Raw genomic sequence first — 22956 nt, 5'->3', positions numbered from 1 at the left:
TGACTGGGAAAGCGCGGTAAAGCGATCGACATTCACTGTAACAAAGACGTCCATCACATCAGCGCTTCGGCATAGAGACCACCTATGAGCTGGATTGTTAAACCGTATTTCCTTAATCTTGCCCCCCTCGATACGCTTCACCCAACTTTTTACAGGACTGTCGAGTTCAAGCCTTCCCCAAGGTGCCCACGGTCCTTTTTTATTCCCGCCGGCAGTCCGGCGATCCGCGCCAGTGTTTCGGCCCGGTCAACAGGAGCAGGTCATGTCTGAAGTCCGTCATTCGCGAGTGATTATTCTCGGTTCCGGCCCTGCCGGTTACAGCGCTGCGGTCTACGCGGCCCGTGCCAACCTCAAGCCACTGCTGATCACCGGCATGCAGGCCGGCGGTCAACTGACCACCACTACCGAAGTCGATAACTGGCCGGGCGATGTCCATGGTCTGACTGGCCCGGTACTGATGGAGCGCATGCGTGAGCACGCCGAGCGCTTTGAAACCGAGATCGTCTTCGATCACATCAATGCCGTTGATTTCGCTGCCAAGCCGTACACCCTGACCGGCGACAGCGCGGTCTACACCTGCGACGCACTGATCATCGCCACCGGCGCCAGCGCCCGTTACCTGGGCCTGCCTTCGGAAGAAGCGTTCATGGGCAAAGGCGTGTCCGCCTGTGCGACCTGCGACGGTTTCTTCTACCGCAACAAGCCGGTCGCCGTGGTTGGCGGCGGCAACACTGCGGTTGAGGAAGCGCTGTACCTGGCCAACATCGCCAGCACCGTGACCCTGATCCACCGTCGCGAAACCTTCCGCGCCGAGAAGATCCTGATCGACAAGCTCAACGCCCGTGTGGCCGAAGGCAAGATCATCCTCAAGCTCAACGCCAACCTCGACGAGGTGCTGGGCGACAACATGGGCGTGACCGGTGCGCGTCTGCGCAACAACGACGGCAGCTTCGACGAGATCAAAGTCGACGGCGTGTTCATCGCGATCGGCCACACCCCGAACACTTCGTTGTTCGAAGGCCAGTTGACGTTGAAAGACGGTTATCTGGTGGTGCAGGGCGGCCGTGAAGGCAATGCGACCGCGACCAGCGTCGAAGGCATCTTTGCTGCCGGCGACGTGGCTGACCACGTTTATCGTCAGGCAATCACCTCGGCCGGCGCCGGCTGCATGGCGGCGCTGGACACCGAGCGTTACCTGGACGGTCTGCAGAACGCTACGTTCTAAGCTCGCAGACATAAAAAAAACCGGCTTCGGCCGGTTTTTTTGTGCCCGTTATTAACAGCCGCCACACATCCAATGTGGGAGCGAGCCTGCTCGCGAAAGCGGTGTACCAGTCAATACAGGAGTCGACTGATACACCGCTATCGCGAGCAGGCTCACTCCTACAGGAATCAGCGGCGAGTCAGTGGCTGGGCGGTGAATTTGACGCCGGCCAGGCCGTGTTTGATCAGCGCACGGATATTGCCGTGGTCGCTGCCCTCAGGCGTCGCCAGCACCGAGCGGTAGTGCTCGCCAAACGCCTGCAGCGCTTCGTCATCACTCAGGCCTTCCAGCAACGCCAGACCCAGGGTCTTGCAGGAACCTTCGTTCTGCCCGGCGGCGTTTTCCACGCCACCGTTGTTGAACGCCTGCGGCTGATAGTCGTAACCGTCAGCAATGAAAGCCAGGGTGTCGGCGAAGGCATGTTCGCCGCTGTTGAGGCTGGCGCGCAGGGTGTTCAGATCAGTCATGGGTCTTTCCTTTGGCGAATGCGGCTTGTTGCTCGGCGCTGGCTTCTTGCTGGTATTGGGCTTTCCACTCGGCGTAGGGCATGCCGTAAACCACTTCACGGGCATCGTCGAGGCTGACCTCGATCTGGCGCGCGTCGGCTTCGGCCTTGTACCACTTGGACAGGCAGTTGCGGCAGAACCCGGCGAGGTTCATCAGATCGATGTTCTGCACATCCTTGCGGCTGTCCAGATGGGCGACCAGCCGACGAAAAGCGGCGGCTTCGAGTTCGAGGCGTTGTTGATCAGTCATGGGGGTCTCTGCGAGACAGCTTTGAGCGGCAAGCTTCTAGCTGCAAGATTGGATCGGGGTTGGCCTTTAGCTTACCGCTTGAAGCTCGAAGCTTGAAGCTTGAAGCTCAGCGGCTTGCCGCGAGCGTTATCGATACGGATTCGGCAAAGCGCAGCGCATGCGGCTTGTCGACTTCGACTTCGGCGTACAGCACCGATTCATTGGTCATCACCAGATCGAGCAATTCCTGGGTCAGGCGTTCGAGCAGGGCAAAGCGGTTGCCTTCGACATGGGCGATGATCGCCTTGGTGATGGTGCGGTAATTCAGCGCGTGATCGATGTCGTTGTCACGCACTGCTTCCTGCGCGGCATACAGGATGGTCAGGTTGATCAACACATCCTGCTTGTTGAGGATTTCGTCCTCGTTGATCCCGATAAAGGTGCGCAAGCGCAGATCCTTGACCCGGATGCGCGCCATTCCCGGTTGAAGTTGTGGCATTTACTTGCTCCGTCCAATCAATTGCAGAAACTCCTGGCGGGTGGTGTTCGACTCGCGGAACGCGCCGAGCATGACCGAGGTGTTCATGGTCGAATTCTGTTTCTCGACACCGCGCATCATCATGCACATGTGTCTGGCCTCAATGACCACGGCAACGCCAGCGGCACCGGTGACCTGTTGCACCGCGTCGGCAATCTGCCGGGTGAGGTTTTCCTGAATCTGCAGGCGCCGGGCGAACATGTCCACCAAGCGCGCGACCTTCGACAAACCCAGCACCTTGCCCGTCGGAATATAAGCCACATGGGCCTTGCCGATGAAGGGCAGCAGGTGATGTTCGCACAACGAATACAACTCGATGTCGGCGACGATGATCATTTCATCAGTGTCGGACGCAAACAGCGCGCCATTGACGATTTCCTCAACACTTTGCGCATAACCGTGACACAGGTATTGCATGGCCTTGGCTGCGCGCACCGGGGTGTCGAGCAAGCCTTCGCGGTCGGGGTTTTCACCGAGGCCAAGCAGGATTTCACGGTAATTCTCAGGCAGTGAGCGGGTCATGGAGATCCTCGCGAGGCGGCTTATTTAAGGTGCCGTCCGCCGTTGACGGTCAGGGTCGTACCGGTGACATAGGGGTTGTCGAGCAGATAGCGCAGGCTCTGATAGATCACTTCGCTGCCGGGCTCGATGCCCAGCGCCGATTTGGCCAGCGCCTTGGCACGGTACGCCGCGTTGTCGTCGGGATTGAACAATAGCAGGGCGGGGGCAATGCCGTTGACTTTGATGGCCGGCGCATAGCGCGCCGCGAAAGACAGGGTCAGGCTGTCGAGCCCGGCTTTGCTCGCGCAATAGCCAATGTGCTTGCTGCTGCCCTTGCGCGTGACATCGTCGCTGATGTGGACAATGTCGGCGGGCGTCGAGCGTTGCAGCAGATCGGCACAGTGCAGATTGATCAGATACGGCGCGAGCATGTGCAGATTGACCATGCGTGCGAAGGCTTCGGCCTCTTTGCCAGGCGTTTCGGCGAGCCATTCAGAGGCGTTATGCACGATCGCGCGCAGGCAGTCGGTGTGGCTTTTCAGTTCGCTGATGAACGCGAGAATCCCGGCCTCAGTGGCGAAATCCGCAAACAGGCCGATGGCGCCCAGGTCGCGCAGGGTTTGTACGCCGAGGCGTTCAGTGCGGTAAGTGAAGATGACCCGATGACCGTCTTCGAGTAAACGCTGCGCGCAATGCAGACCGACGCGTTGCGCGGCGCCAGTGATGAGAATCGGGGCGGCGGAATCAGACATGAACGGCTCGCATCGCGGGAAAGCAAAAACTATAACAGCGAGCGCAGCCGCACACCTATTACTGCGGTGGCCCGACCTGTGGGAGCGAGCCTGCTCGCGAATGCGGTGCGCCAGTCAACATTGTCGGTGGCTGATACATTGCCTTCGCGAGCAGGCTCGCTTCCACCGGGGATCAACGATTCTGCACGGCCGATTCACTAGGCAACCGCCGCGCTGGTGTGCTGTTCAACCAGTTCGCCAGCAACCGCGTCGACAGCGGAATAAACAGGTAGACCATCAGCGGTGTCAGGCACGCGGTGCTGATCAGCACGCGCGGTAGCAAGCTCATCTCGCCCAGCAGTGGGCCAAGCAAAAAGTTGAAGATCAGTGACACCGGGAAAAACGCCAGCCAGATCGCCACCGCCTGCTTCCAGCGTGGCGGACGCTGTCCGGTGGCGCCGAACCAGCCTTCGATACCGCTGACCCGATGTTCTTTTGGGTGGGCGAACAGGTCGCTGCCACGGCTCAGCCACGCGGTGCGCGATGCCGAATGTTCCCAGGCGTGCAGGGTTTGCTCATCGACAAAGCGGAAGATGATCTGGAATTCGTTATCGCCGGGCGGCGGAGCGAGCACGCCGGAACCCAGATAACCGGAAAAGTCCGTGGCCAGTTGTTCGCCTTCGCGCAGCCAGGTCATCAAGTCCTGATAGCGGCCGTCGGCGACGCGACGGGCGACCATCAGCGTGACGGGGGAAGTAGACATTTTGTATCTCCATATTTCAATCGCTTCGCTCCGGGTAGGAGTTTCGCCTGACGCAGCGCCGGGGTAGAGGGCTGCGTTTTTTCACCAAGCAAGGATTATTCCGGTTTTTCCTGATTAAACCAGCGGCATTCGTCGCATTTGCCTACTTGAACGCTATCGACGGATAAGCGTTAGAATGGGATCCAAATTTCTGACATGGAAGTTGAGTTCTTTATGCCTGTGATCACGGACGCAAACCCTGCTTCGCAGGTATCGGAAGCGCTCGAACGCTCTGAGCTGTTTCCCATTCGTGAAGTCGCCCGGCTTACCGGAGTGAATCCGGTGACCTTGCGCGCGTGGGAACGGCGCTATGGCTTGATCCAGCCGACACGCACCGAAAGCGGGCATCGGCTCTATTCGATGAGCGAAATCGAGCGTGTACGCAGCATCGTCGACTGGATCGATCGCGGCGTTGCGGTCAGCAAGGTCGGCAAGATCCTCGCCAAGACCGAACCGCTGAAAGCCCTGGCGCACATCATTCCTGACGATCTGGTACAGGCTGATTACCGGCAATGGCAGGAACAGGTCCAGCAGGCGGTCAGTGCATTCGATGACCAGCAACTGGATCGGGTCTATGGGCAGATCTTCTCTTCTTATGCATTGGCGGTGGCTTTCCAGGACATTCTGATGCCGCTGTGGCGGCATATGCTGCAGCGTCAGGACGCGTTCGGGCAAACCAGCGAGTGGCTGTTCTACGACGGATTCCTGCGCGCGCGGGTGTTGCAACGGATTGTCATGCTGCGCGGCGCGCAACCGCGACGGGTGATTGTCAGTGCGCTGGCCGGGCAATGCCGTGAGCTGGAGTTGCTGGTGGCGGCGCTGTTTCTCAGCGGCAATAACTCCGGCGTTCGGGTGCTGACTACCGGTCAGCCATTCGATGAGCTGACGCTGGTCTGCGAGAAGGTCAAACCCGATGCGCTGGTGTTGTTTTCCAGTCACGCGCCCGCTGCCGACTTGCCTCGGCGGTTGAACCGCTTGGCGATGAGCCTTGATTGTCAATTGATGCTGGCGGGGGATGCCGCGGATCTGGCGCAGGACAGTCTGGCCGGATCTTCGGTTGCCTGTCTGGGTAATGAAGGCACGAACATGCGTCAACGCATGATGCAATTTCTAGCGGGAAATCTGGATACCTGATCAGGTATGCAGGGCAGGGTGAGTCAGGCGATGTTGCTGCAGAATGAACTGGCGCAGACGTTCGGTTTCGTCGGTGTCGGTCTGGCTCAGTTCGTAGGCATAAAAACCGTTTTCGGTTTCCCGTTCGAAATGCCCGCGCAGTGAAATCCGCTCGTATCCCGAAGGGCTGAACCACAGCGCAAAATGCTTGGGTGGTTTGGTCTTGTTGCGCACTTCCAGCAATACGCCTTTATGCGACACCTCGTGCACCCACAGCATCCCAGGCTGTCCTTTGGCGTTTTCCAGGGCTACCGGCTCTTCCAATACCAGTCGCCATGGCCTTACCGATGGGCCGTCTTCGTAAATGCTCGGGACGCCGAGGCGCAGATGCAGCGCGTGAAATTCGTCTTCCACCAGATGCAACGGGAAAGTCATCTGCTGATTTTCGAAGTTGGCCTGAATGGTCACTTGCTCGTGGGCGGCCAGCCGCGTGAGCAGATCGCGGATCTGCGAACCACCGTTAACCAGCAGACTCGACGTCGCATCCCGCACGTTCAGTTGCGGGTTGTGCTGCATCTTCTGGATGAAATCCAGCTCATCCTGAGTGAGAAGGGCGTCGCGCTGCATGGCTAACTCGAAAGATATAATTACAAAGTCATTGGTGATTGTAGTTAATGACCATCGGTTCGCGGTTTTGTTTTAACCGTTGGTCGCTTTCAAAGCATTCAGTTCCGCCTGCAAGTCAGCGACCTGGGTTTCCAGTTGCGCGACTCGCTGCTGAGCCCTGACCTGGACGGTCACGTCTTTCTGCACCCCGACAAAGTAGGTCTGGCCATCGTCGGCATTCTTCACTGTCGATAGCGACAGTTCGTTCCAGAACGGCGTGCCATCCTTGCGATAGTTACGCAGGATCTCCCGACACGAGCCACCGTCCCGCAGTACGTTGCGAATCAGGCTCAGACTCTCCTGGTCGCGATCACCGGCCTGGAGAAAACGGCAGTCCTGATAGAGAATCTCTTCGCTGGTGTAGCCGGTCAGACGTTCGAATGCCGGATTGACGTATATGAGTATGTTGTCCTGCTCACCTTCCTTCTCTGCCACGACGATTCCATCGTTCGAAGCATTGATCACCATTTGCAGCAGACTGGCATTGATCATCCCTGAATTCCCTTTAAGTAGTTGGCGTTTGGCATTCTAGAAGAACCTTGGCGGCTGTCCACCGGCCATTATCGCCAATTGAGATTCAATCGCAGCGTTGCACGACGGACTGTTACTATCGCCGATCTCATTTCAGTTTTTCAGGATCAGATTGATGAAAGTCGCCATCCTCTCCGGCTCGGTCTACGGCACCGCCGAAGAAGTCGCCCGTCACGCCCAGAACCTGTTGAAAACCGCCGGTTTTGAAACCTTCTACAACTCGCGCGCCTCACTCGCCGACATTCAGGCCTTCGGCCCGCAAGCGTTTCTCGCTGTCACCTCGACTACCGGCATGGGCGAGCTGCCCGACAACCTGCAGCCGCTGTATTCGAGTATCCGCGATCAATTGCCAGCAGCCTGGCGCGGTTTGCCGGGCGCGGTGATTGCCTTGGGCGACGCCAGTTATGGCGATACGTTTTGCGGCGGCGGCGAACAGATTCGCGAGCTGTTCGAAGAGTTGGGCGTTATTGAGGTGCAAGAAATGTTGCGCCTCGACGCGAGCGAAAGCGTCACTCCGGAAAGCGATGCCGAGCCATGGCTGGCGCAGTTCATCGAAGCGCTCAAGGGCTGAGCGGGTCCTGACAGCTTGCATGGCTGACTCGATCAGTCATCAAGCTGGCTGCCAATGCAACTACGCGATCACCTGTGTCTGACTAGACTGCGCATACGTGCAGAACAACAAGAACGCAGAGGTGCATACAGTGAGCGTAGCCCCCGTCCCATCGTCCCTTGATGTCAAAAGCCAGGTCAGCCCCGCCGAATGGCAGACCCGTGTCGACCTGGCCGCCTGCTATCGGTTGGTCGCACTGCATGGCTGGGACGACCTGATCTTCACGCACATTTCTGCCAAAGTCCCCGGCACCGAAGATTTCCTGATCAACCCGTTCGGTCTGATGTTTCATGAGATCACTGCGTCAAGCCTGGTGAAAGTCGATCAGGCCGGCAACAAACTCATGGTCAGCCCCTACGAGATCAATCCGGCCGGCTACACCATCCACAGCGCCGTACATGAAGTGCGTCACGATGTGGTGTGTGTGCTGCACACCCACACCGCTTCCGGTGTTGCGGTGTCGGCGCAAAAGCAGGGCGTGTTACCGATCAGCCAGCAATCGTTGTTTGTGCTGTCGAGCCTGGCCTATCACGCCTACGAAGGCGTGGCGCTGAACCACGACGAAAAGGCGCGTCTGCAGGCCGATCTTGGCGCCAACAATTTCCTCATGCTGCACAACCACGGGCTGCTGACCTGCGGCAGCACCATCGCCGACACCTTCCTGATGATGTTCACCTTCCAGCGCGCCTGCGACATTCAGGTGATGGCGCAAACCGGCGGCGCTGAATTGATCGCCATCGATCCGCAGATTCTGGCGGGCGCCAAGGCGATGATCGCCGGTGTCACCAAAAGCGCCCAAGGCATGGGCGGCGCGCTGGCCTGGCCGGCGTTGCTGCGCAAACTCGATCAACAAGACCCCGGATATAAACTCTGATGCCACTCGCCGAGATTCCTCTGTGTGTCTGGCGCAAGCGCAGCCGGACCTTTGTCTTTCGCGGTCAACCGATTCGCTATTGGACGGCGGGGCAGGGTGAGCCGTTACTGCTGATTCACGGTTTCCCGACCGCCAGTTGGGACTGGCATTACCTCTGGCAGCCATTGGCCCAGCGCTATCGCGTGATCGCCTGCGACATGCTCGGCTTCGGCGATTCTGCCAAACCGCTCAAGCACACCTACAGCCTGCTGGAGCAGGCCGATCTGCAGCAGGCGTTGCTCGCGCATGTGCAGGCTGAACAACCGTTGCACATTCTGGCCCATGATTACGGCGACAGCGTTGCCCAGGAACTGCTGGCGCGGCATTACGAAGGTCGTCTCGAAGTCGCCAGTTGCGTGTTTCTCAACGGCGGGTTGTTTCCTGAAACCCATCGTCCGGTGCTGATGCAGAAATTGCTGCTGAGCCCGCTCGGCTGGATCATCGGCCGCGCGTTCAGCCGTGATGCGCTGGTTAAGAGTTTTCGGCAGATTTTCGGCCCGCAGACCGGCCCGAGCGAAAGTGAACTGGATGATTTCTGGAGCCTGATCGAGAGCAATCACGGGCCAAGGATCATGCACAAGCTGATCAACTACATTCCCGAGCGGCGGGTGCAGCGTGATCGCTGGGTCACTGCAATGCAGCGCGACGAGATTCCGTTACGGGTAATCGATGGTGTGTTCGATCCGATTTCCGGAGCGCACATGGTCGCGCGTTACCGCGAACTGATTCCGAATGCCGATGCCGTGCTGTTGCCGGGGATTGGTCATTACCCGCAGACCGAGGCGCCGGTGCAGGTACTCAAGCATTACCTGGAATTCCGCGAGCGTCTGGTACTGCCGCCGCGCAAAGTCGCGTATTCCTGATCGGGCTGGGAGGCATGCAGCCTCTCGCTGGCCCAAGGCTTTTCATCATCCCCCAGCCTTATCGCGCACCATTCAGCCGCAGTCGTGTTCGTTGTGACCCAAAGCGCTGTGCCTGACACTCCCGGTCAATGTCCTATTGGCCTGTTGGAGTTGCCGCGATGAATGAGTCTGTGCGTTTCGAAGATAAAGTCGTAATCGTCACCGGGGCCGGTGGTGGTCTCGGCCGCGCCCACGCATTGCTGTTCGCCAGGCAGGGCGCGAAAGTGCTGGTCAACGATCTGGGCGGCTCGACGCAGGGGGAAGGCGCCAATGCCTCTGCTGCTGATCGCGTCGTCGCCGAGATCCGCGCGGCCGGCGGTATCGCCGAAGCCAACCACGACTCGGTTACCGACGGCGATAAACTGGTGCAGAACGCCCTCGATGCCTTTGGCCGCGTCGATGTGGTGGTCAACAACGCCGGTATCCTGCGCGACAAGACCTTTCACAAGATGGACGACGCCGACTGGGACCTGGTTTACCGCGTTCACGTCGAAGGCGCCTACAAAGTTACCCGCGCTGCTTGGCCACACTTGCGCGAGCAAAACTACGGCCGTGTGATCTTCACCGCCTCGACGTCCGGGATTTACGGCAACTTTGGCCAGTCCAACTACGGCATGGCCAAACTCGGTCTTTACGGTTTGACTCGCACGCTGGCCATTGAAGGGCGCAAGAACAACATCCTCGTCAACGCCATCGCCCCGACCGGCGGCACGCGCATGACCGAAGGACTGATCCCGCCGCAAGTTTTCGAGCAACTCAAACCGGAACTGGTCAGCCCGTTGGTGGTGTATCTGGCCAGCGAGCAATGCCAGGAAACCTCCGGGTTGTTCGAGGTCGGTGGCGGCTGGATGGGCAAGGTGCGCTGGGAGCGCAGCCTCGGTGCCGGGTTTGATCCGCGGGTGGGCTTTTCACCGGAAGACGTGGCGGCGCACTGGCAGCAGATCTGCGATTTCGAAGGCGCGGCGCATCCGCAGGACAATATCGAGGCGTTGAAAGAGATGATGGCGAATTTGCAGAAGTATTCTCTGTAAGTGATGGGGCCACCAAGCCGGGGCTTGGTGGCCAAGTCGAGCTTTATGAATACTTGCTCTCAGCGATGAATCTTGGTGCTTTCCAGTTTGGCCCTTTGACTGCTACAGGGCCATCTCCATTGGCTAGAATGCCGTCTTCGAAAAGTCGCGTATAGGTCTTCAGCAATTCGCCGCTGGCAATGAGTTCGAATTTATAACGACCAATCATTCGATCCAGCGACGGATACGCCAACCCGATCCCAAAGGCTGTCAAAACGTCCGCAATGGGTTCGTTCGTTACAATTTGCTCTATGGGGGTCATTGGTTTTTTCCTTTAAGCAATTGGTCGTATATCCCATCTATCTGGTTGTTTGCTGCCTGAATAGCTTCTGATGAGTACAGCGCGTCGTCGTCACTGCCCAGCCTGAAATCTTCCAACGTCGCGGTGTGGGCATTGTTCCAGGCAGGAGACCCGCTTTCAGGTTTGAAGTCATCGCTAAGCCCAATTGCACGAAATCTCTCAAGCTCACGTATCTCATGAGTGTAATAGCGGAAATCCGTATCGGTGGGCATCAAGTGTCCGCTCAGGATTTTTTCCAGACGCTGAATCATGATGTCATTGGCGTCTGATTGGTCAAGTCTGGCGATGTGCAATTTCACCGCATCTATTCCGGAGCCAGTGATCACTGCCGTGCGCCAATCCAGACTCAAAATCGGCCCACCCGCCTGTTCTGGATTGAAATCGCGCCCACTGTATTTTCCCTTGGTGGTTGCGCCTTCGTATGGACTACTGAACACAACATAAAGCGGCGCAATCCCCGAGTCAGCGGGAAACACGATGATGAATCGATCCCAGCCTTCGACCAGAACCGGATTCAGATCCAGTCGGCCTGCGACCGCAACGATGGTTGCGCCGGAATAGTCGGCTGGTTCGATGTTCACAGCAGGCGATTCGGTCGACGTTTTCCCCGGTGAAATGGCCGGTGTCCAGGTCAGGAAATCCGTAGGCGAATCTGGCAGGGCGGTTTCATAAACATCATTGAGCAAGTCATACGTTGCCTGTAAAACCGGCACGTCCGAGCGAATGTGGAAATCGTCGGTGGTGGCGACAAATACTTCCGCCACTTCACCCAGCGGCCTTACGCCCAAACCGACGGGCAAGCTCAACATGCCACGGCGGTTTGCCAGCTCTCGCAACGTCTGGGAGGATTGCGCTGAAAGCTCGGCCAAGGGAACGCTCACGGAAAAGCGTTCGCCGTTGCCCAGGCGGGACGGCGCCAACAGTGCTGCGAAGCCGATCAGTGCCGGGGTGATCAGCCCGGCGCCAGCCGCTGTCAGCATCGGCAGCGCCGCTCGCAGTGCGGCCAGTATCGCTGAGGAGGTAGAGGGCGCCAGAACGATAGCCGTCGATGCGAAGGAAAAGGCAGGACTGGCAGACGCCACGGCTCCCGACGCCGGGTAAACCCGCTGAAACTCAGAAGGAGGCGGCTCCTCGCCCCGTTGCTGCCGCTCAGCTTGAAGCCGGTCCTGTTCGGCGGCCTCTGCCGCTGCTTGCGCTTGAGTCAACGCGTTTTCCAGTGCCGCCAAGCGTTCCTTTTCTTGAGCCTCGGCCTCAGCCAGCGTCACCTTAAGCGCCTCGATCCGGGCTCTTTCCTGCTCTCGAGCTTCAGCTTCGATTCGTGCCTTTTCTGCAGCAAGGCGCGCGTGTTCAGCTTCCTGACGATGTTTTTCGGCCAAGGCAGCGAGGCGTTGCTGCTCACGAACTCGCGCCTCCTCCCGCTCGCGTCGGGCCTTTTCGGCAAGGGCTTGCTGGCGATGTTGCTCGGCGGCGATCCGGGTACGTTCGGCGGTCTGTCTGGCCAGCTCCCGATCGTTGGCCTGGGAGGCGGCAAGCCAGGTGTAGTAGTTGGTTTTCTGCACACTGAGAATGTCGATGGCCTGAGACAACAGCCTGACCTCATGAGCCGCTCGATAGGACTCGGTCCAGGCGTGCATGGCTACGCCATAGGGCTTGACGAGCGGCTCGATCAGCGAGGCTCTCTGGTAAAACTGCAGCAGTGTCTTATTGGCTGGGTCGCTGCCGAAAAACTGATTGGCCAGGACTGTTTTTTGCTGAAGTTCCGCAGTCTTGCGCGCTATGAGTCTGTCGCGCACTTCAAGTTCGCGAATTACCGCTTGAGTCGGCGGCAAATAATGATTGGCCCCGGCCTGCCTAATGGTTGCCAGTTCTTCTTCGATGGTTTGCGGTAATTGAGTCGTGCGGATTTTATATTCGTTTTCCAGAACCTGGATATTTGACTGTATGGCCTGGGCGGTCATCAGAATGTTCTGGTTGGGCCCGAACATACCGCTGCCGGAGGGAATTCTGCTCGAGCCGGACGGAATCAGGACAGGTACATTGTCTGGAGCGACGCCCCTTATATGTACGCCTTCATCCACTGTCCATTCCCATGTTGGAGGTTTTGCCATATTCACATCCTTTTTGAATAAGGTAATCAATGTTATCGGCGCATTAGTCCTTGGTGCACACAATTATTTGCTTGGCTTAAGTTACAGCAATGCGGGTTGGCTTGATTCTGATTAGGGTGTAGTCAATTGCGATTTGATAAGTACGAAAGTTGATCGCGAATTGGGGTCGCCGGTTATTTTCCATTTGAGATATGGAAATTTCTGACAATGCGTTGGGCATCGTCTTTCAGTTCAACGTCTTTTTCTTACAGCCATAAAAAAGGCCGCTGCAAACGCAGCGGCCAAGGCAAGACGTTGGATCAAGGAGCTACAAATCAACGTCAGTGAACAGCGGTTTGATCAACCGAGGCGTTCGATTGATCTGAAATCTGTCTGCCATGGCCTGAATTGCTCAAAGGCCAAGGCTTCATGCTTTGCGGAGATCCCGTGAAAGCGCACTCAGAATACGGCGTTGAGTCTGTAGGAAAAATACCGATTCCGGACATGCACTGTTGCGGAGCATGTAACAGTGCCGTGCCCTGAAAGGCACCATGCGCGGCGCTGATGATCATTCATCCAGCCGATCCATGAACGACGCAAAGCCGTGTGGTGCAAGGCCATTCATCCTTTCGAACGACAACGCAAATACCTCCTTGGTGCGCTTATCGACGCGGTGGTGCGGCAGTAGGGTGGGGGCTTCTGTCACTCACCGGGGAAGACGCATGACAAAAACAACAATGCGCGCCATCTTCACACCGCAGGCGCTGGCTGCTGCGGTGGCTTTGGGTTGCTGCACCCAGGCGCAAGCGGTTGCATTCAACATCGGCGAAATCGAAGGCACCTTCGACTCGTCCCTGTCGATCGGCGCGAGCTGGGGTTTGCGCAATGCCGACGACTCGCTGGTCGGTACGGTCAATGGCGGGAGCGGGCAATCCTCGACCGGTGATGACGGGCGCTTGAACTTCAAAAAGGGCGAGACCTTCTCGAAAATCTTCAAAGGCATTCACGACCTCGAACTCAAGTACGGCGATACCGGCGTGTTCGTGCGCGGCAAGTACTGGTACGACTTCGAACTCAAGGATGAAGATCGCGAGTTCAAACAGATCAGCGACAGTGGCCGCAAGGAAGGCGCCAAGTCTTCCGGCGCGCAGATTCTTGATGCCTTTGTTTATCACAACTACGCCATTGCCGATCTGCCGGGCACTGTACGGGCCGGCAAGCAAGTAGTGAGCTGGGGCGAAAGTACCTTCATCGGTAACTCGATCAACAGCATCAACCCGATCGACGTCTCGGCATTTCGCCGCCCCGGTGCCGAGATCAAGGAAGGTCTGATTCCGGTCAACATGTTGTTCGGCTCGCAAAGCCTGACCGACAAGCTCTCGGTTGAAGGCTTTTATCAACTGGAGTGGGACCAGACCGTTCTCGACAACTGCGGCACCTTCTTCGGTGTCGATGTCGCGGCAGACGGCTGCAATAACGGCTACACCGTTGGCAGCCCGGCGGTGGCGCCACTGGTGCCGCTGACCACCGCGTTCGGCCAGGGCATTCAGGTGACCCGCGAAGGGGTGGTCATTCCCCGTGGCGGCGATCGCGATGCGCGCGATTCCGGGCAGTGGGGCACGGCGCTGCGCTGGCTCGGCGAAGACACCGAATATGGCCTGTACTTCATGAACTACCACAGCCGCACGCCAACGGTCGGCACCACCACCGCGGGCCTGTCGACGCTGGCCGCATTGCCCGGGATGGTCGGCATTGCCAACCGTCTGGCGCCAGGCAGCGGCGCGGGGCTGGCGCAAAGCGTGATGCTCGGGCGTGGTCAGTATTACCTCGAATATCCCGAAGACATTCGGCTCTACGGTGCAAGCTTTTCCACCACGCTGCCTACCGGCACCGCGTGGACTGGCGAGATCAGTTACCGGCCCAATGCCCCGGTGCAGGTCAACACCAACGACCTGACCCTGGCACTGGTCAATCCGATTGCCGGCGGCACCGCTTCGCCACTCGCGACCTCGCCGGGCGCCGATAACAAGGGCTATCGCCGCAAGGAAGTCACGCAGGTGCAAAGCACGCTGACGCACTTCTTCGACCAGGTCCTGGGCGCCGAACGTCTGACTGTGGTCGGCGAAGCGGCAGTGGTGCACGTCGGTGGGCTGGAGTCGCGCAGTGACCTGCGTTACGGCCGCGATTCGGTGTACGGGCAATACGGTTTCGGTGGCGACACTGACGGGTTCGTCACCTCGACCTCGTGGGGCTATCGCGCCCGGGCCATTCTCGATTACGCCAACGTGATCGGCGGGGTCAACTTCAAACCCAACCTGTCGTGGTCGCATGACGTCGCCGGATACGGCCCCAACGGGCTGTTCAACGAAGGCGCAAAAGCGATCAGCGTCGGCGTCGATGCCGACTACCGCAACACCTACACCGCGAGCCTCAGTTACACCGACTTCTTCGGTGGTGACTACAACGTGCTTGAGGACCGTGACTTCGTCGCTTTGAGCTTCGGTGTGAACTTCTGATCTGCCCGAGAAGGATGAATGCAATGCGCAAAATGATTCTGCAATGTGGCGTGCTGGCCCTGAGTCTGCTGGCGGCCAATGTCATGGCGGCGGTGTCGCCGGATGAAGCGAACAAACTTGGCACCAGCCTGACCCCGCTCGGCGCTGAGAAGGCGGGCAATGCCGATGGTTCGATCCCGGCCTGGACTGGCGGCATCCCGAAGAACGCCGGTGCGGTGGACAGCAAGGGGTTCCTCGCTGACCCGTTCGCCAGTGAAAAGCCGCTGTTCACCATCACCGCAGCCAACGTTGAGCAGTACAAGAGCAAGCTGTCCGACGGTCAGGTAGCGATGTTCAAACGCTACCCGGAAACCTACAAGATCCCGGTCTACCCGACGCATCGCACGGTGGGCGCGCCGGCGGAGATCTACGAATCGGCCAAACGCAGCGCGTTGAACGTGACCTCGATCAACGACGGCAACGGTCTGGCGAATTTCACCGGTAATCGCTACTACGCTTTCCCGATTCCGAAGAACGGCGTCGAGGTGCTGTGGAACCACATCACCCGCTATCACGGCGGCAACCTGCGGCGGATCATCACCCAGGTCACGCCGCAGACCAATGGCAGCTACACGCCGATCCGCTTCGAAGAAGAGGTGGCGGTGCCGCAGTTGATGAAGGAACTCGATCCGGAAAAGGCCGCCAACGTGCTGACCTTCTTCAAGCAGTCGGTCACCGCGCCGGCACGTCTTGCCGGTAACGTGCTGCTGGTGCATGAAACCCTCGATCAGGTGAAGGAGCCGCGTCTGGCCTGGATCTACAACGCCGGACAACGCCGCGTCCGACGCGCCCCGCAAGTCGCCTATGACGGCCCGGGCACCGCCGCCGACGGCCTGCGTACTTCCGACAACTTCGACATGTTCTCCGGCGCGCCGGATCGCTATGACTGGAAACTGGTCGGCAAGAAGGAAATGTACATCCCGTACAACAGCTACAAGCTCGACTCGCCAAAGCTCAAGTACGACGACATCGTCAAGGCCGGGCACATCAATCAGGACCTCACCCGTTATGAACTGCACCGGGTCTGGGAAGTGATCGGTACGGTCAAGCCGAATGAACGCCACATCTACGCCAAACGCCACATGTACATCGATGAAGACAGCTGGCAGGTCGCGCTGGCCGATCATTACGATGGTCGCGGGCAGCTGTGGCGCGTGGCCGAAGGCCATTCGCAGTATTACTACGATCACCAGACCCAGGCGTACACCCTCGAAGCCCTCTACGACATCATTGCCGGCCGCTACATCGCGCTGGGGATGAAGAACGAGGAGAAGCACAGTTTCGAGTTCGGCTTCGAAGCCAAGGCTGCCGACTACACACCCTCGGCCTTGCGCGCCGAGGGCGTGCGGTAACGGCTTCGATACATCGGCACGACAAAAGGCGACCGCACGGTCGCCTTTTTTATGGCCGTCAATCAGCGCGCTGAATATTTATCAACAAGTCCGGGGGAGAGGGCTAGGGTGACGGCACAACGATAAATAGGCTCACCCCGATGACCGCCATGACAGCGTGCCTGGATCGATCCGGATTTTTGCCCAGACTTTCCTGCAAGCATCAGCCACGCGAGCGCTTGAGCGCACCATTACTTGCATCGACGGCGCGCGTCCGGTTGCTGTGTGCTCCCGCCGGAAGCGGTAAAACCGCGCTGCTTGCCGAGTGTCTGTTGCAGGCTCCAGAGCATTGTTCGGTGCACTGGTTGCCCTTGGCAGGTAGCGCTTTGAGCATCGACGTTTTTTGCCAGCGGTTGGCGGATACGCTGGGGCTGGACGACGCAACCGAACCCGGGCTCATCTCTGCGCTGACGCGCTGGTCGATGCCGACCTGGCTGTTTATCGATGATTACTGCCGACATCCCGAACCAGCGCTGGACGCCTTGCTTGATCGCTTGCTGGCAGTGAGCAGCCCGGCGCTGGTCTGGTGGATCAGTTCGCGTCGACGCCCCCTCTGCAACTGGCCGCGGCTGCTCCTCGACGATGCGTTGTACGAATGCGAGAGCGCAACGCTGGCGCTGACTCAGGATGAAGTCGCCGCAGCCCTCGGGCATTTACCTCTGGAACAGGCTGCGAGCGTCGCCGCACGAATCATCCAGCGCACCGCCGGGTGGTGCGCCGGGGTGCGCATGGTTCTGCTGCAAAAATGCGACTGGGCCCAGGGTCAGCCCGCTGCGCAGCGAGCGGACACCCTGCTCGATTATCTGCAGCACGAACTGTTCAGCGGTCTGACGCCGGAGCTGATTGAGGCCTGGCGGGTGCTTGCGCACCTGCCGCGCTTCGATGCGCAATTGTGCGATCACCTTTTCGGAGCCGGGGAGGGCGCTGAAAGTTTGCGCATGTTGCAGATGCTCGGCTGCTTCATTGAGCCCTGGCAGGCGTCCGTCGACTGGTGGCAGGTCTTTCCGCCGTTGGCTCAGGTAATGCAAACCGAACCCTGGGCCGCAGGTCGATCATGGCATCGCCGCGCCTGTCAGTGGTTTGCGGCCAGGGAAGACTGGCGTTGCGCGTTTGAACAGGCGCTGCTTGCCGAGGAATACGAAACGGCGGTGAGCCTGTTGCAGCATTTTAGCTTCGAGCAATTGTTTGAAGAGCAGACCGTGGTGCTGCTGTTGCGTTTATACGGATCCCAGGCCGGAGAGCTGACGACCAGTACCCCGCACCTGGTCGGGTTGATCGCCAGCGCATTGCTTTTCGCCGGGCGTTTCGAGCAGGCGCGTCAGTGCATACAGCATTTGTCGAGGTTTTCGCCTCAGCCCTGCATGGCGCAGCAACGCCAACTGATCGCGCAGTGGCAAGCGCTGCAGGGCTGGTTGCTGCACCTGGAAGGACGTATGGCTCTGGCACATGGGCATTTCAGCCAGGCGCTGGATGAACTTGATATCGACCGTCAGGTTGCCCGGATCATGTGTTTGTCGGGGTTGACGCAGCAGGCGCTCTTGCAAGGCCAGCTCGACGTCGCCCATACCTTCAACCGACAGGCACTGTGTCTGGCGCGGGCGCAAGGTTCGCTGGTGTGCGAGGCATTGCTTGAACTCGATCATGCGCAATTGCTGGAACAGCGTGGCGCGGCGAGCCGGGCCGAGAGTCTGCTGGCCGGCGTCGATGACCTGCTCGGCCGACAACTCAACCGGCTGACCCCGTTGCGTGGAAGAATCGCGCTCCGTCGCGGGCGCCTCGCCTTGAGTCAGGGACTGGACGCGTCGGCCGCAGAATTTTTCCGCTCAGGCCTGGATGACTGCCGATGCAACCACGACAAGCTTGCCTTGTATGGCTATCTGGGGCTGGCGCAGTTGGCGGCGAGTCAGACCGATTATGAAAAGGCCTTCGTCTGGCTGCGCGATGCCGAGCGATTGATGCAGCAGCGACAGATTCCGGATACGGTTTACCGCGGCGTCATGTTGCAAGTGAGCAGTCTTATCTGGCTACAGCAAGGGCGCGCCGACCTGGCCTGCGAGGCGATGACACGGCTGCTGCGCCATTACCAAGGGGCCGGTGCGGTGCAGGCCCCGCCGGCCACGCTTGAATTGATTCCCCGAGTCGAATATTTGTTGATCATTGCGCGAGTCGGGACAGACACGGCCTGCGATCCGATAGGCGACCTGCGACGTCTCCTTGAAGCGGCGAAACGATGCCGCATGGTCTCGCTGGAAACCGAATTACGTTTCGCGTTGGCGCAAGTAGCGTTTTTGCTCGGCGACCGGCCTACTGCCTGCGAGCAATTGCAGCAAGGTCTTCAATTGGTCGGTCAGCACGATTTGTATCAGGCGTTGCGCGAACTCAAATTGCGTCAACAAGATCTTTTGAATGCGTTGGGCAATCCTGTTGAAAGCAGTTGCGCGCAGAGCTCAGGTCGTCAAGAAGTGCTCAGTCAACGGGAATTGGAAGTGCTTTGTCTGATTGCTCAAGGTTATTCCAACCAACAAGTTGCTGATCAGTTATTTATTTCTTTGCACACGGTGAAGACTCACGCACGCAGGATAAATGCAAAGTTGGGTGTCAAGCGTCGTACCCAGGCAGTTGCAAGCGCGAAGGTTCTGGGGCTTGAGCTGAATTGAGTCAGCGGATCAACGGGTGGGAAGCTGCTTGTCCGTTTCATACCCCATCCGCCAACTAACGGCCCGCGTCGCCGCCAGCAACCGCTGCGCCGCCGGGCCGTTTTCGTCGGCGTGGAACAGCGAAGTCGGGCCGACGATGGTCAGCACCGCGGCGATGTGTCCGACGGCGTTGAACACTGGAGCCGACAGCGCATCCACCCCCGGCATCAACAAACCGTGGACATGATGCAGACCGCGCTCGCGGATTTGTTCGCACAGTTTCGTGTAAGTCTTCTCGTCCTTGAGCGGATGCTCGTCGGTGGCGACTTCCATTTCGCGCAAGTCATCGGTTTCCCGATGCGGCAGGTAGGCGCTGAACACCAGCCCGGTCGATGAGCTGAGCAGTGGCAGCACCGAACCCAATTGCGTGACCACCGTCACCGCGCGCACTGCCGGTTCGATATGCACCACGGTTGCGCCTTGATTGCCCCACACCGCCAGAAAGCAGGTTTCATTGAGTTCGTCGCGTAACTCGGACAAGGGCAGGGCGGCGACTTTCAGCACGTCCATGCTATTGAGGGCGGCGAGGCCGACGCGCAGCGCTTCCCGGCCCAGACCGTAATGGTTGGTCGCAGCGTTCTGCTCGGCAAAACCCGAGGCGATCAACGCTTGCAGATAGCGATGCACCTTGCTCGCCGGCATCTGCACGTGCTCGGCCAGGCGCGACAACGAAGTCGATGGCGACAACTCGGCCAGTGCCTTGAGGATGTCGGTGCCGACCTCGGCGGAGCGGACTTTCTGTTTGCCGTTGCTGTCGCTGGTTTTTTCCATGAGGTGGCGGTTCCGGTTCGAATGGGCGTCTTTATAGCTTGACGCTGGATAGCGGGCAAATTACGTTATGCGTAATCAGATTACGATAATAACAACCCCGGCGTGCCGAGACCTCTGAGCCAGAGCGATGGGCCACTGCCGACTCCCTGTTCAGGAGGCTCCATGAACTCCGATTCAACCGCTCAGGCCTTGGCGTATCAGTCCGGGTTCGGCAACGAATTCAGCTCTGAAGCATTGCCCGGCGCGCTGCCCGTTGGCCAGAACTCCCCGCAAAAAGCGCCGTACGGGCTCTACACCGAGTTGTTTTCCGGTACTGCGTTCACCATGGCCCGCAGCGAAGCGCGGCGGACCTGGATGTACCGGATTCAGCCGTCAGCCAATCACCCGGCCTTCGTCAAACTCGAGCGGCAGATCGCCGGCGGCCCGCTGGGCGAGGTGACACCCAATCGCCTGCGCTGGAACCCGCTGGATATCCCCGCCGAACCGACCGATTTCATCGACGGACTGGTGAGCATGGCCGCCAATGCCAGCGCGGAAAAACCGACCGGGATCAGCATCTACAATTACCTCGCCAACCGCTCGATGGAGCGGGTGTTTTTCAATGCTGACGGTGAATGGTTGCTGGTGCCGCAGCTCGGCCGTCTGCGCATCGCCACTGAATTGGGCGTGCTCGAAGTCGCGCCGTTGGAGATCGTCGTGCTGCCGCGCGGCCTGAAATTCCGCGTTGAATTGCTCGATTCGCAGGCGCGTGGCTATATCGCCGAGAACCACGGCGCGCCGCTGCGCCTGCCAGACCTGGGGCCGATCGGCAGCAACGGGCTGGCCAATCCACGGGATTTTTTAAGCCCGGTTGCCGCTTATGAAAACCTGCAGCAACCGACCACGCTGGTGCAGAAATTCCTTGGCCAGTTGTGGGCCACGGAACTCAATCACTCGCCGCTCAACGTGGTCGCCTGGCACGGCAATAACGTGCCGTACAAATACGATCTGCGCCGCTTCAACACCATTGGCACGGTCAGCTTTGATCATCCCGATCCATCGATATTCACCGTGCTGACCTCGCCAACCAGCGTGCACGGCTTGGCCAACCTCGACTTCGTGATTTTCCCGCCGCGCTGGATGGTCGCCGAAAACACCTTCCGTCCGCCGTGGTTCCACCGCAACCTGATGAACGAATTCATGGGCCTGATCCAGGGTGAATACGACGCCAAGGCCGAAGGCTTCGTGCCGGGTGGCGCATCACTGCACAGTTGCATGAGCGCTCACGGTCCGGATGGCGAAACCTGCACCAAGGCGATCAACGCCGAACTCAAACCGGCGAAAATCGATAACACCATGGCCTTCATGTTCGAGACCAGCCAGGTGCTGCGCCCAAGCCGCTTCGCCCTCGACTGCCCGCAATTGCAATCTTCTTACGACGCCTGCTGGGCCACGCTGCCCGCCACGTTCGACCCGACCCGGAGATAACCCATGACGCAGAATTCCATCACCCACAGCTGGGTCGCCTCGGCCAACGGCCACACTGAGTTCCCGTTGCAGAACCTGCCGCTCGGTGTGTTCAGCAGCAACGGTTCGGCGCCGCGCGCCGGCGTTGCGATCGGTGATCACATCTTCGATCTGCAAGTGGCGCTTGAGGCCGGGCTGTTCGACGGTGCGGCGCGCAGTGCTGTCGAAGCCATGCACGGCGGTCAGTTGAATGCGTTTTTCGAACTCGGCCGCGAGGCACGGATTGCCTTGCGCACGCGTTTGCTGGAATTGTTCAGCGAAGGCAGCACCGTACGCGGCAGCATCGAAGCGCAGGGCGCAAAAATATTGCCTCTGGCTGCCGATTGCCAGATGCACCTGCCAGCACGCATCAGCGACTACACCGACTTCTATGTTGGCATCGAACACGCGCAAAACGTCGGCAAACTGTTCCGCCCCGACAATCCGTTGCTGCCCAACTACAAGCACGTGCCGATCGGCTATCACGGCCGCGCCTCGACCGTACGCGTATCCGGCACCGACGTGCGGCGCCCGAAAGGCCAGACCCTGCCGGCCGGTCAGACTGAACCGGTCTTTGGCCCCTGCGCGCGTCTGGATTACGAACTGGAACTGGGCATCTGGATCGGCCCGGGCAACGAGATGGGCGACTCGATCGCCATTGGCGATGCCGCGCAGCATATCGCTGGTTTCTGCCTGCTCAACGACTGGTCGGCGCGTGATATCCAGGCCTGGGAATATCAGCCGCTGGGGCCGTTTCTGTCGAAGAGTTTCATCACCAGCGTGTCGCCCTGGGTGGTGACGGCCGAAGCGCTGGAGCCGTTCCGCACCGCGCAACCGCCGCGTCCGCAAGGCGATCCGCAGCCGCTGCCGTATCTGTTCGATAAACGCGATCAGGACGGCGGAGCCTTCGACATTGAGCTGGAAGTGCTGCTGCTCACCGAAGCCATGCGCGAGCAGCACCTGCCGGCCCATCGACTGACCTTGAGCAACACCCGCTACATGTACTGGACCGTCGCGCAAATGGTCGCGCATCACAGCGTCAACGGTTGCCAACTGCAGGCCGGTGATCTGTTCGGCTCGGGCACCTTGTCTGGCCCCGAGAGCGGTCAGTTCGGCAGCCTGCTGGAAATCACCGAGGGCGGCAAAAAGCCGATCGAGCTGGCGTCTGGCGAGGTACGCAAGTTCCTCGAAGACGGTGATGAAATCATCCTGCGTGCACGCTGCGCCCGCGACGGTTTTGCTTCGATCGGCTTTGGCGAATGCCGCGGCAAAGTACTGGCGGCACGCTGACGGG

The 22956-nt window shown here is 59.3% G+C and carries 22 protein-coding genes; 11 read left to right on the top strand and 11 right to left on the bottom strand.

The genetic code is table 11. From position 1 onward, the window contains the following. Positions 1–262: 262 nt before the first annotated feature. Entirely contained in the window at positions 263–1225 is a 963-nt protein-coding gene (gene trxB, locus V6F91_RS21115) for a thioredoxin-disulfide reductase (protein ID WP_016771656.1), read from the top strand. A 167-nt stretch (positions 1226–1392) separates the two neighbouring features. On the opposite strand, the gene V6F91_RS21110 is transcribed toward trxB, so the two are convergent. The 6 genes from V6F91_RS21110 to V6F91_RS21085 all read right to left on the bottom strand — a co-directional run bounded on the left by V6F91_RS21110 (position 1393) and on the right by V6F91_RS21085 (position 4532). Then, positions 1393–1731: a HopJ type III effector protein gene (locus V6F91_RS21110; RefSeq protein ID WP_332767843.1), complete on the bottom strand. Its 339-nt coding sequence runs from the start codon at positions 1729–1731 to the stop codon at positions 1393–1395. Continuing rightward, positions 1724–2020: a DUF1244 domain-containing protein gene (locus V6F91_RS21105; protein WP_332767841.1), complete on the bottom strand. Its 297-nt coding sequence runs from the start codon at positions 2018–2020 to the stop codon at positions 1724–1726. The genes V6F91_RS21110 and V6F91_RS21105 overlap by 8 nt, the downstream gene beginning before the upstream one ends. A gap of 106 nt (positions 2021–2126) precedes the next feature. Further along, a complete protein-coding gene (gene folX, locus V6F91_RS21100) occupies positions 2127–2498 on the bottom strand; it encodes a dihydroneopterin triphosphate 2'-epimerase (RefSeq protein ID WP_090281808.1) in 372 nt (123 codons plus the stop codon). Then, on the bottom strand, positions 2499–3059 hold the full coding sequence (gene folE, locus V6F91_RS21095) for a GTP cyclohydrolase I FolE (RefSeq protein WP_203420781.1): 561 nt from the start codon (positions 3057–3059) through the stop codon (positions 2499–2501). 20 nt (positions 3060–3079) lie between these two features. Then, positions 3080–3790: a dihydromonapterin reductase gene (folM, locus tag V6F91_RS21090; RefSeq protein WP_332767836.1), complete on the bottom strand. Its 711-nt coding sequence runs from the start codon at positions 3788–3790 to the stop codon at positions 3080–3082. A 172-nt stretch (positions 3791–3962) separates the two neighbouring features. Then, a complete protein-coding gene (locus V6F91_RS21085; RefSeq protein ID WP_332767834.1) occupies positions 3963–4532 on the bottom strand; it encodes an antibiotic biosynthesis monooxygenase in 570 nt (189 codons plus the stop codon). Between the two features lie 213 nt (positions 4533–4745). Here V6F91_RS21085 and V6F91_RS21080 point away from each other — a divergent pair, with 213 nt between their 5' ends. Next, complete coding sequence (locus V6F91_RS21080) at positions 4746–5705, top strand: MerR family transcriptional regulator (RefSeq protein ID WP_332767832.1); 960 nt, start codon at positions 4746–4748, stop codon at positions 5703–5705. Here V6F91_RS21080 and V6F91_RS21075 read toward each other — a convergent pair whose 3' ends face one another. Both V6F91_RS21075 and V6F91_RS21070 read right to left on the bottom strand, forming a co-directional pair. Next, positions 5706–6311: a hypothetical protein gene (locus V6F91_RS21075; protein WP_332767830.1), complete on the bottom strand. Its 606-nt coding sequence runs from the start codon at positions 6309–6311 to the stop codon at positions 5706–5708. It lies immediately after the preceding gene. Positions 6312–6383: 72 nt separating this feature from the next. Beyond that, on the bottom strand, positions 6384–6842 hold the full coding sequence (locus V6F91_RS21070; RefSeq protein WP_332767828.1) for a PAS domain-containing protein: 459 nt from the start codon (positions 6840–6842) through the stop codon (positions 6384–6386). 154 nt (positions 6843–6996) lie between these two features. Between V6F91_RS21070 and V6F91_RS21065 the strand changes: the two genes are divergently transcribed. The 4 genes from V6F91_RS21065 to V6F91_RS21050 all read left to right on the top strand — a co-directional run bounded on the left by V6F91_RS21065 (position 6997) and on the right by V6F91_RS21050 (position 10337). Then, positions 6997–7452, top strand: a complete 456-nt coding sequence (locus V6F91_RS21065; RefSeq protein WP_332767826.1) for a flavodoxin — start codon at positions 6997–6999, stop codon at positions 7450–7452. 130 nt (positions 7453–7582) lie between these two features. Next, on the top strand, positions 7583–8365 hold the full coding sequence (locus V6F91_RS21060) for a class II aldolase/adducin family protein (RefSeq protein WP_332767824.1): 783 nt from the start codon (positions 7583–7585) through the stop codon (positions 8363–8365). Further along, positions 8365–9267, top strand: coding sequence for an alpha/beta hydrolase (locus V6F91_RS21055; protein ID WP_332767822.1), 903 nt, complete (start codon positions 8365–8367; stop codon positions 9265–9267). The genes V6F91_RS21060 and V6F91_RS21055 overlap by 1 nt, the downstream gene beginning before the upstream one ends. Before the next feature lie 158 nt (positions 9268–9425). Further along, on the top strand, positions 9426–10337 hold the full coding sequence (locus V6F91_RS21050; protein ID WP_090281817.1) for an SDR family oxidoreductase: 912 nt from the start codon (positions 9426–9428) through the stop codon (positions 10335–10337). A 43-nt stretch (positions 10338–10380) separates the two neighbouring features. Here the strand turns inward: V6F91_RS21050 and V6F91_RS21045 are convergent, their stop codons facing one another. Next, a complete protein-coding gene (locus V6F91_RS21045; protein ID WP_332767819.1) occupies positions 10381–10638 on the bottom strand; it encodes an immunity protein in 258 nt (85 codons plus the stop codon). Further along, positions 10635–12785, bottom strand: a complete 2151-nt coding sequence (locus V6F91_RS21040) for an S-type pyocin domain-containing protein (RefSeq protein ID WP_332767817.1) — start codon at positions 12783–12785, stop codon at positions 10635–10637. The genes V6F91_RS21045 and V6F91_RS21040 overlap by 4 nt, the downstream gene beginning before the upstream one ends. A 701-nt stretch (positions 12786–13486) precedes the next feature. Here V6F91_RS21040 and V6F91_RS21035 point away from each other — a divergent pair. The 3 genes from V6F91_RS21035 to V6F91_RS21025 all read left to right on the top strand — a co-directional run bounded on the left by V6F91_RS21035 (position 13487) and on the right by V6F91_RS21025 (position 19367). Beyond that, complete coding sequence (locus V6F91_RS21035) at positions 13487–15280, top strand: DUF1302 domain-containing protein (RefSeq protein ID WP_332767815.1); 1794 nt, start codon at positions 13487–13489, stop codon at positions 15278–15280. A 23-nt stretch (positions 15281–15303) separates the two neighbouring features. After that, positions 15304–16671: a DUF1329 domain-containing protein gene (locus V6F91_RS21030; protein WP_332767813.1), complete on the top strand. Its 1368-nt coding sequence runs from the start codon at positions 15304–15306 to the stop codon at positions 16669–16671. Positions 16672–16811: 140 nt separating this feature from the next. Beyond that, complete coding sequence (locus tag V6F91_RS21025; protein ID WP_332767811.1) at positions 16812–19367, top strand: helix-turn-helix transcriptional regulator; 2556 nt, start codon at positions 16812–16814, stop codon at positions 19365–19367. Between the two features lie 9 nt (positions 19368–19376). Here the strand turns inward: V6F91_RS21025 and V6F91_RS21020 are convergent, their stop codons facing one another. Further along, positions 19377–20177, bottom strand: coding sequence for an IclR family transcriptional regulator (locus V6F91_RS21020; RefSeq protein ID WP_332767809.1), 801 nt, complete (start codon positions 20175–20177; stop codon positions 19377–19379). Positions 20178–20339: 162 nt separating this feature from the next. On the opposite strand from V6F91_RS21020, the gene hmgA reads away from it, so the two are divergent. Both hmgA and fahA read left to right on the top strand, forming a co-directional pair. Continuing rightward, positions 20340–21644 carry a homogentisate 1,2-dioxygenase gene (gene hmgA / locus V6F91_RS21015; protein ID WP_332767807.1) on the top strand — a complete coding sequence of 435 codons (1305 nt, stop codon included), beginning with the start codon at positions 20340–20342 and terminating at the stop codon, positions 21642–21644. Between the two features lie 3 nt (positions 21645–21647). Beyond that, positions 21648–22952, top strand: a complete 1305-nt coding sequence (fahA, locus tag V6F91_RS21010) for a fumarylacetoacetase (RefSeq protein ID WP_332767804.1) — start codon at positions 21648–21650, stop codon at positions 22950–22952. The last annotated feature ends 4 nt before the right edge of the window (positions 22953–22956 follow it).

The sequence above is a fragment of the Pseudomonas koreensis genome, assembly GCF_036668835.1.
Classification (GTDB): Bacteria; Pseudomonadota; Gammaproteobacteria; order Pseudomonadales; family Pseudomonadaceae; genus Aquipseudomonas; species Aquipseudomonas koreensis_I.
This window is presented reverse-complemented; position numbering and strand designations above follow the sequence as displayed.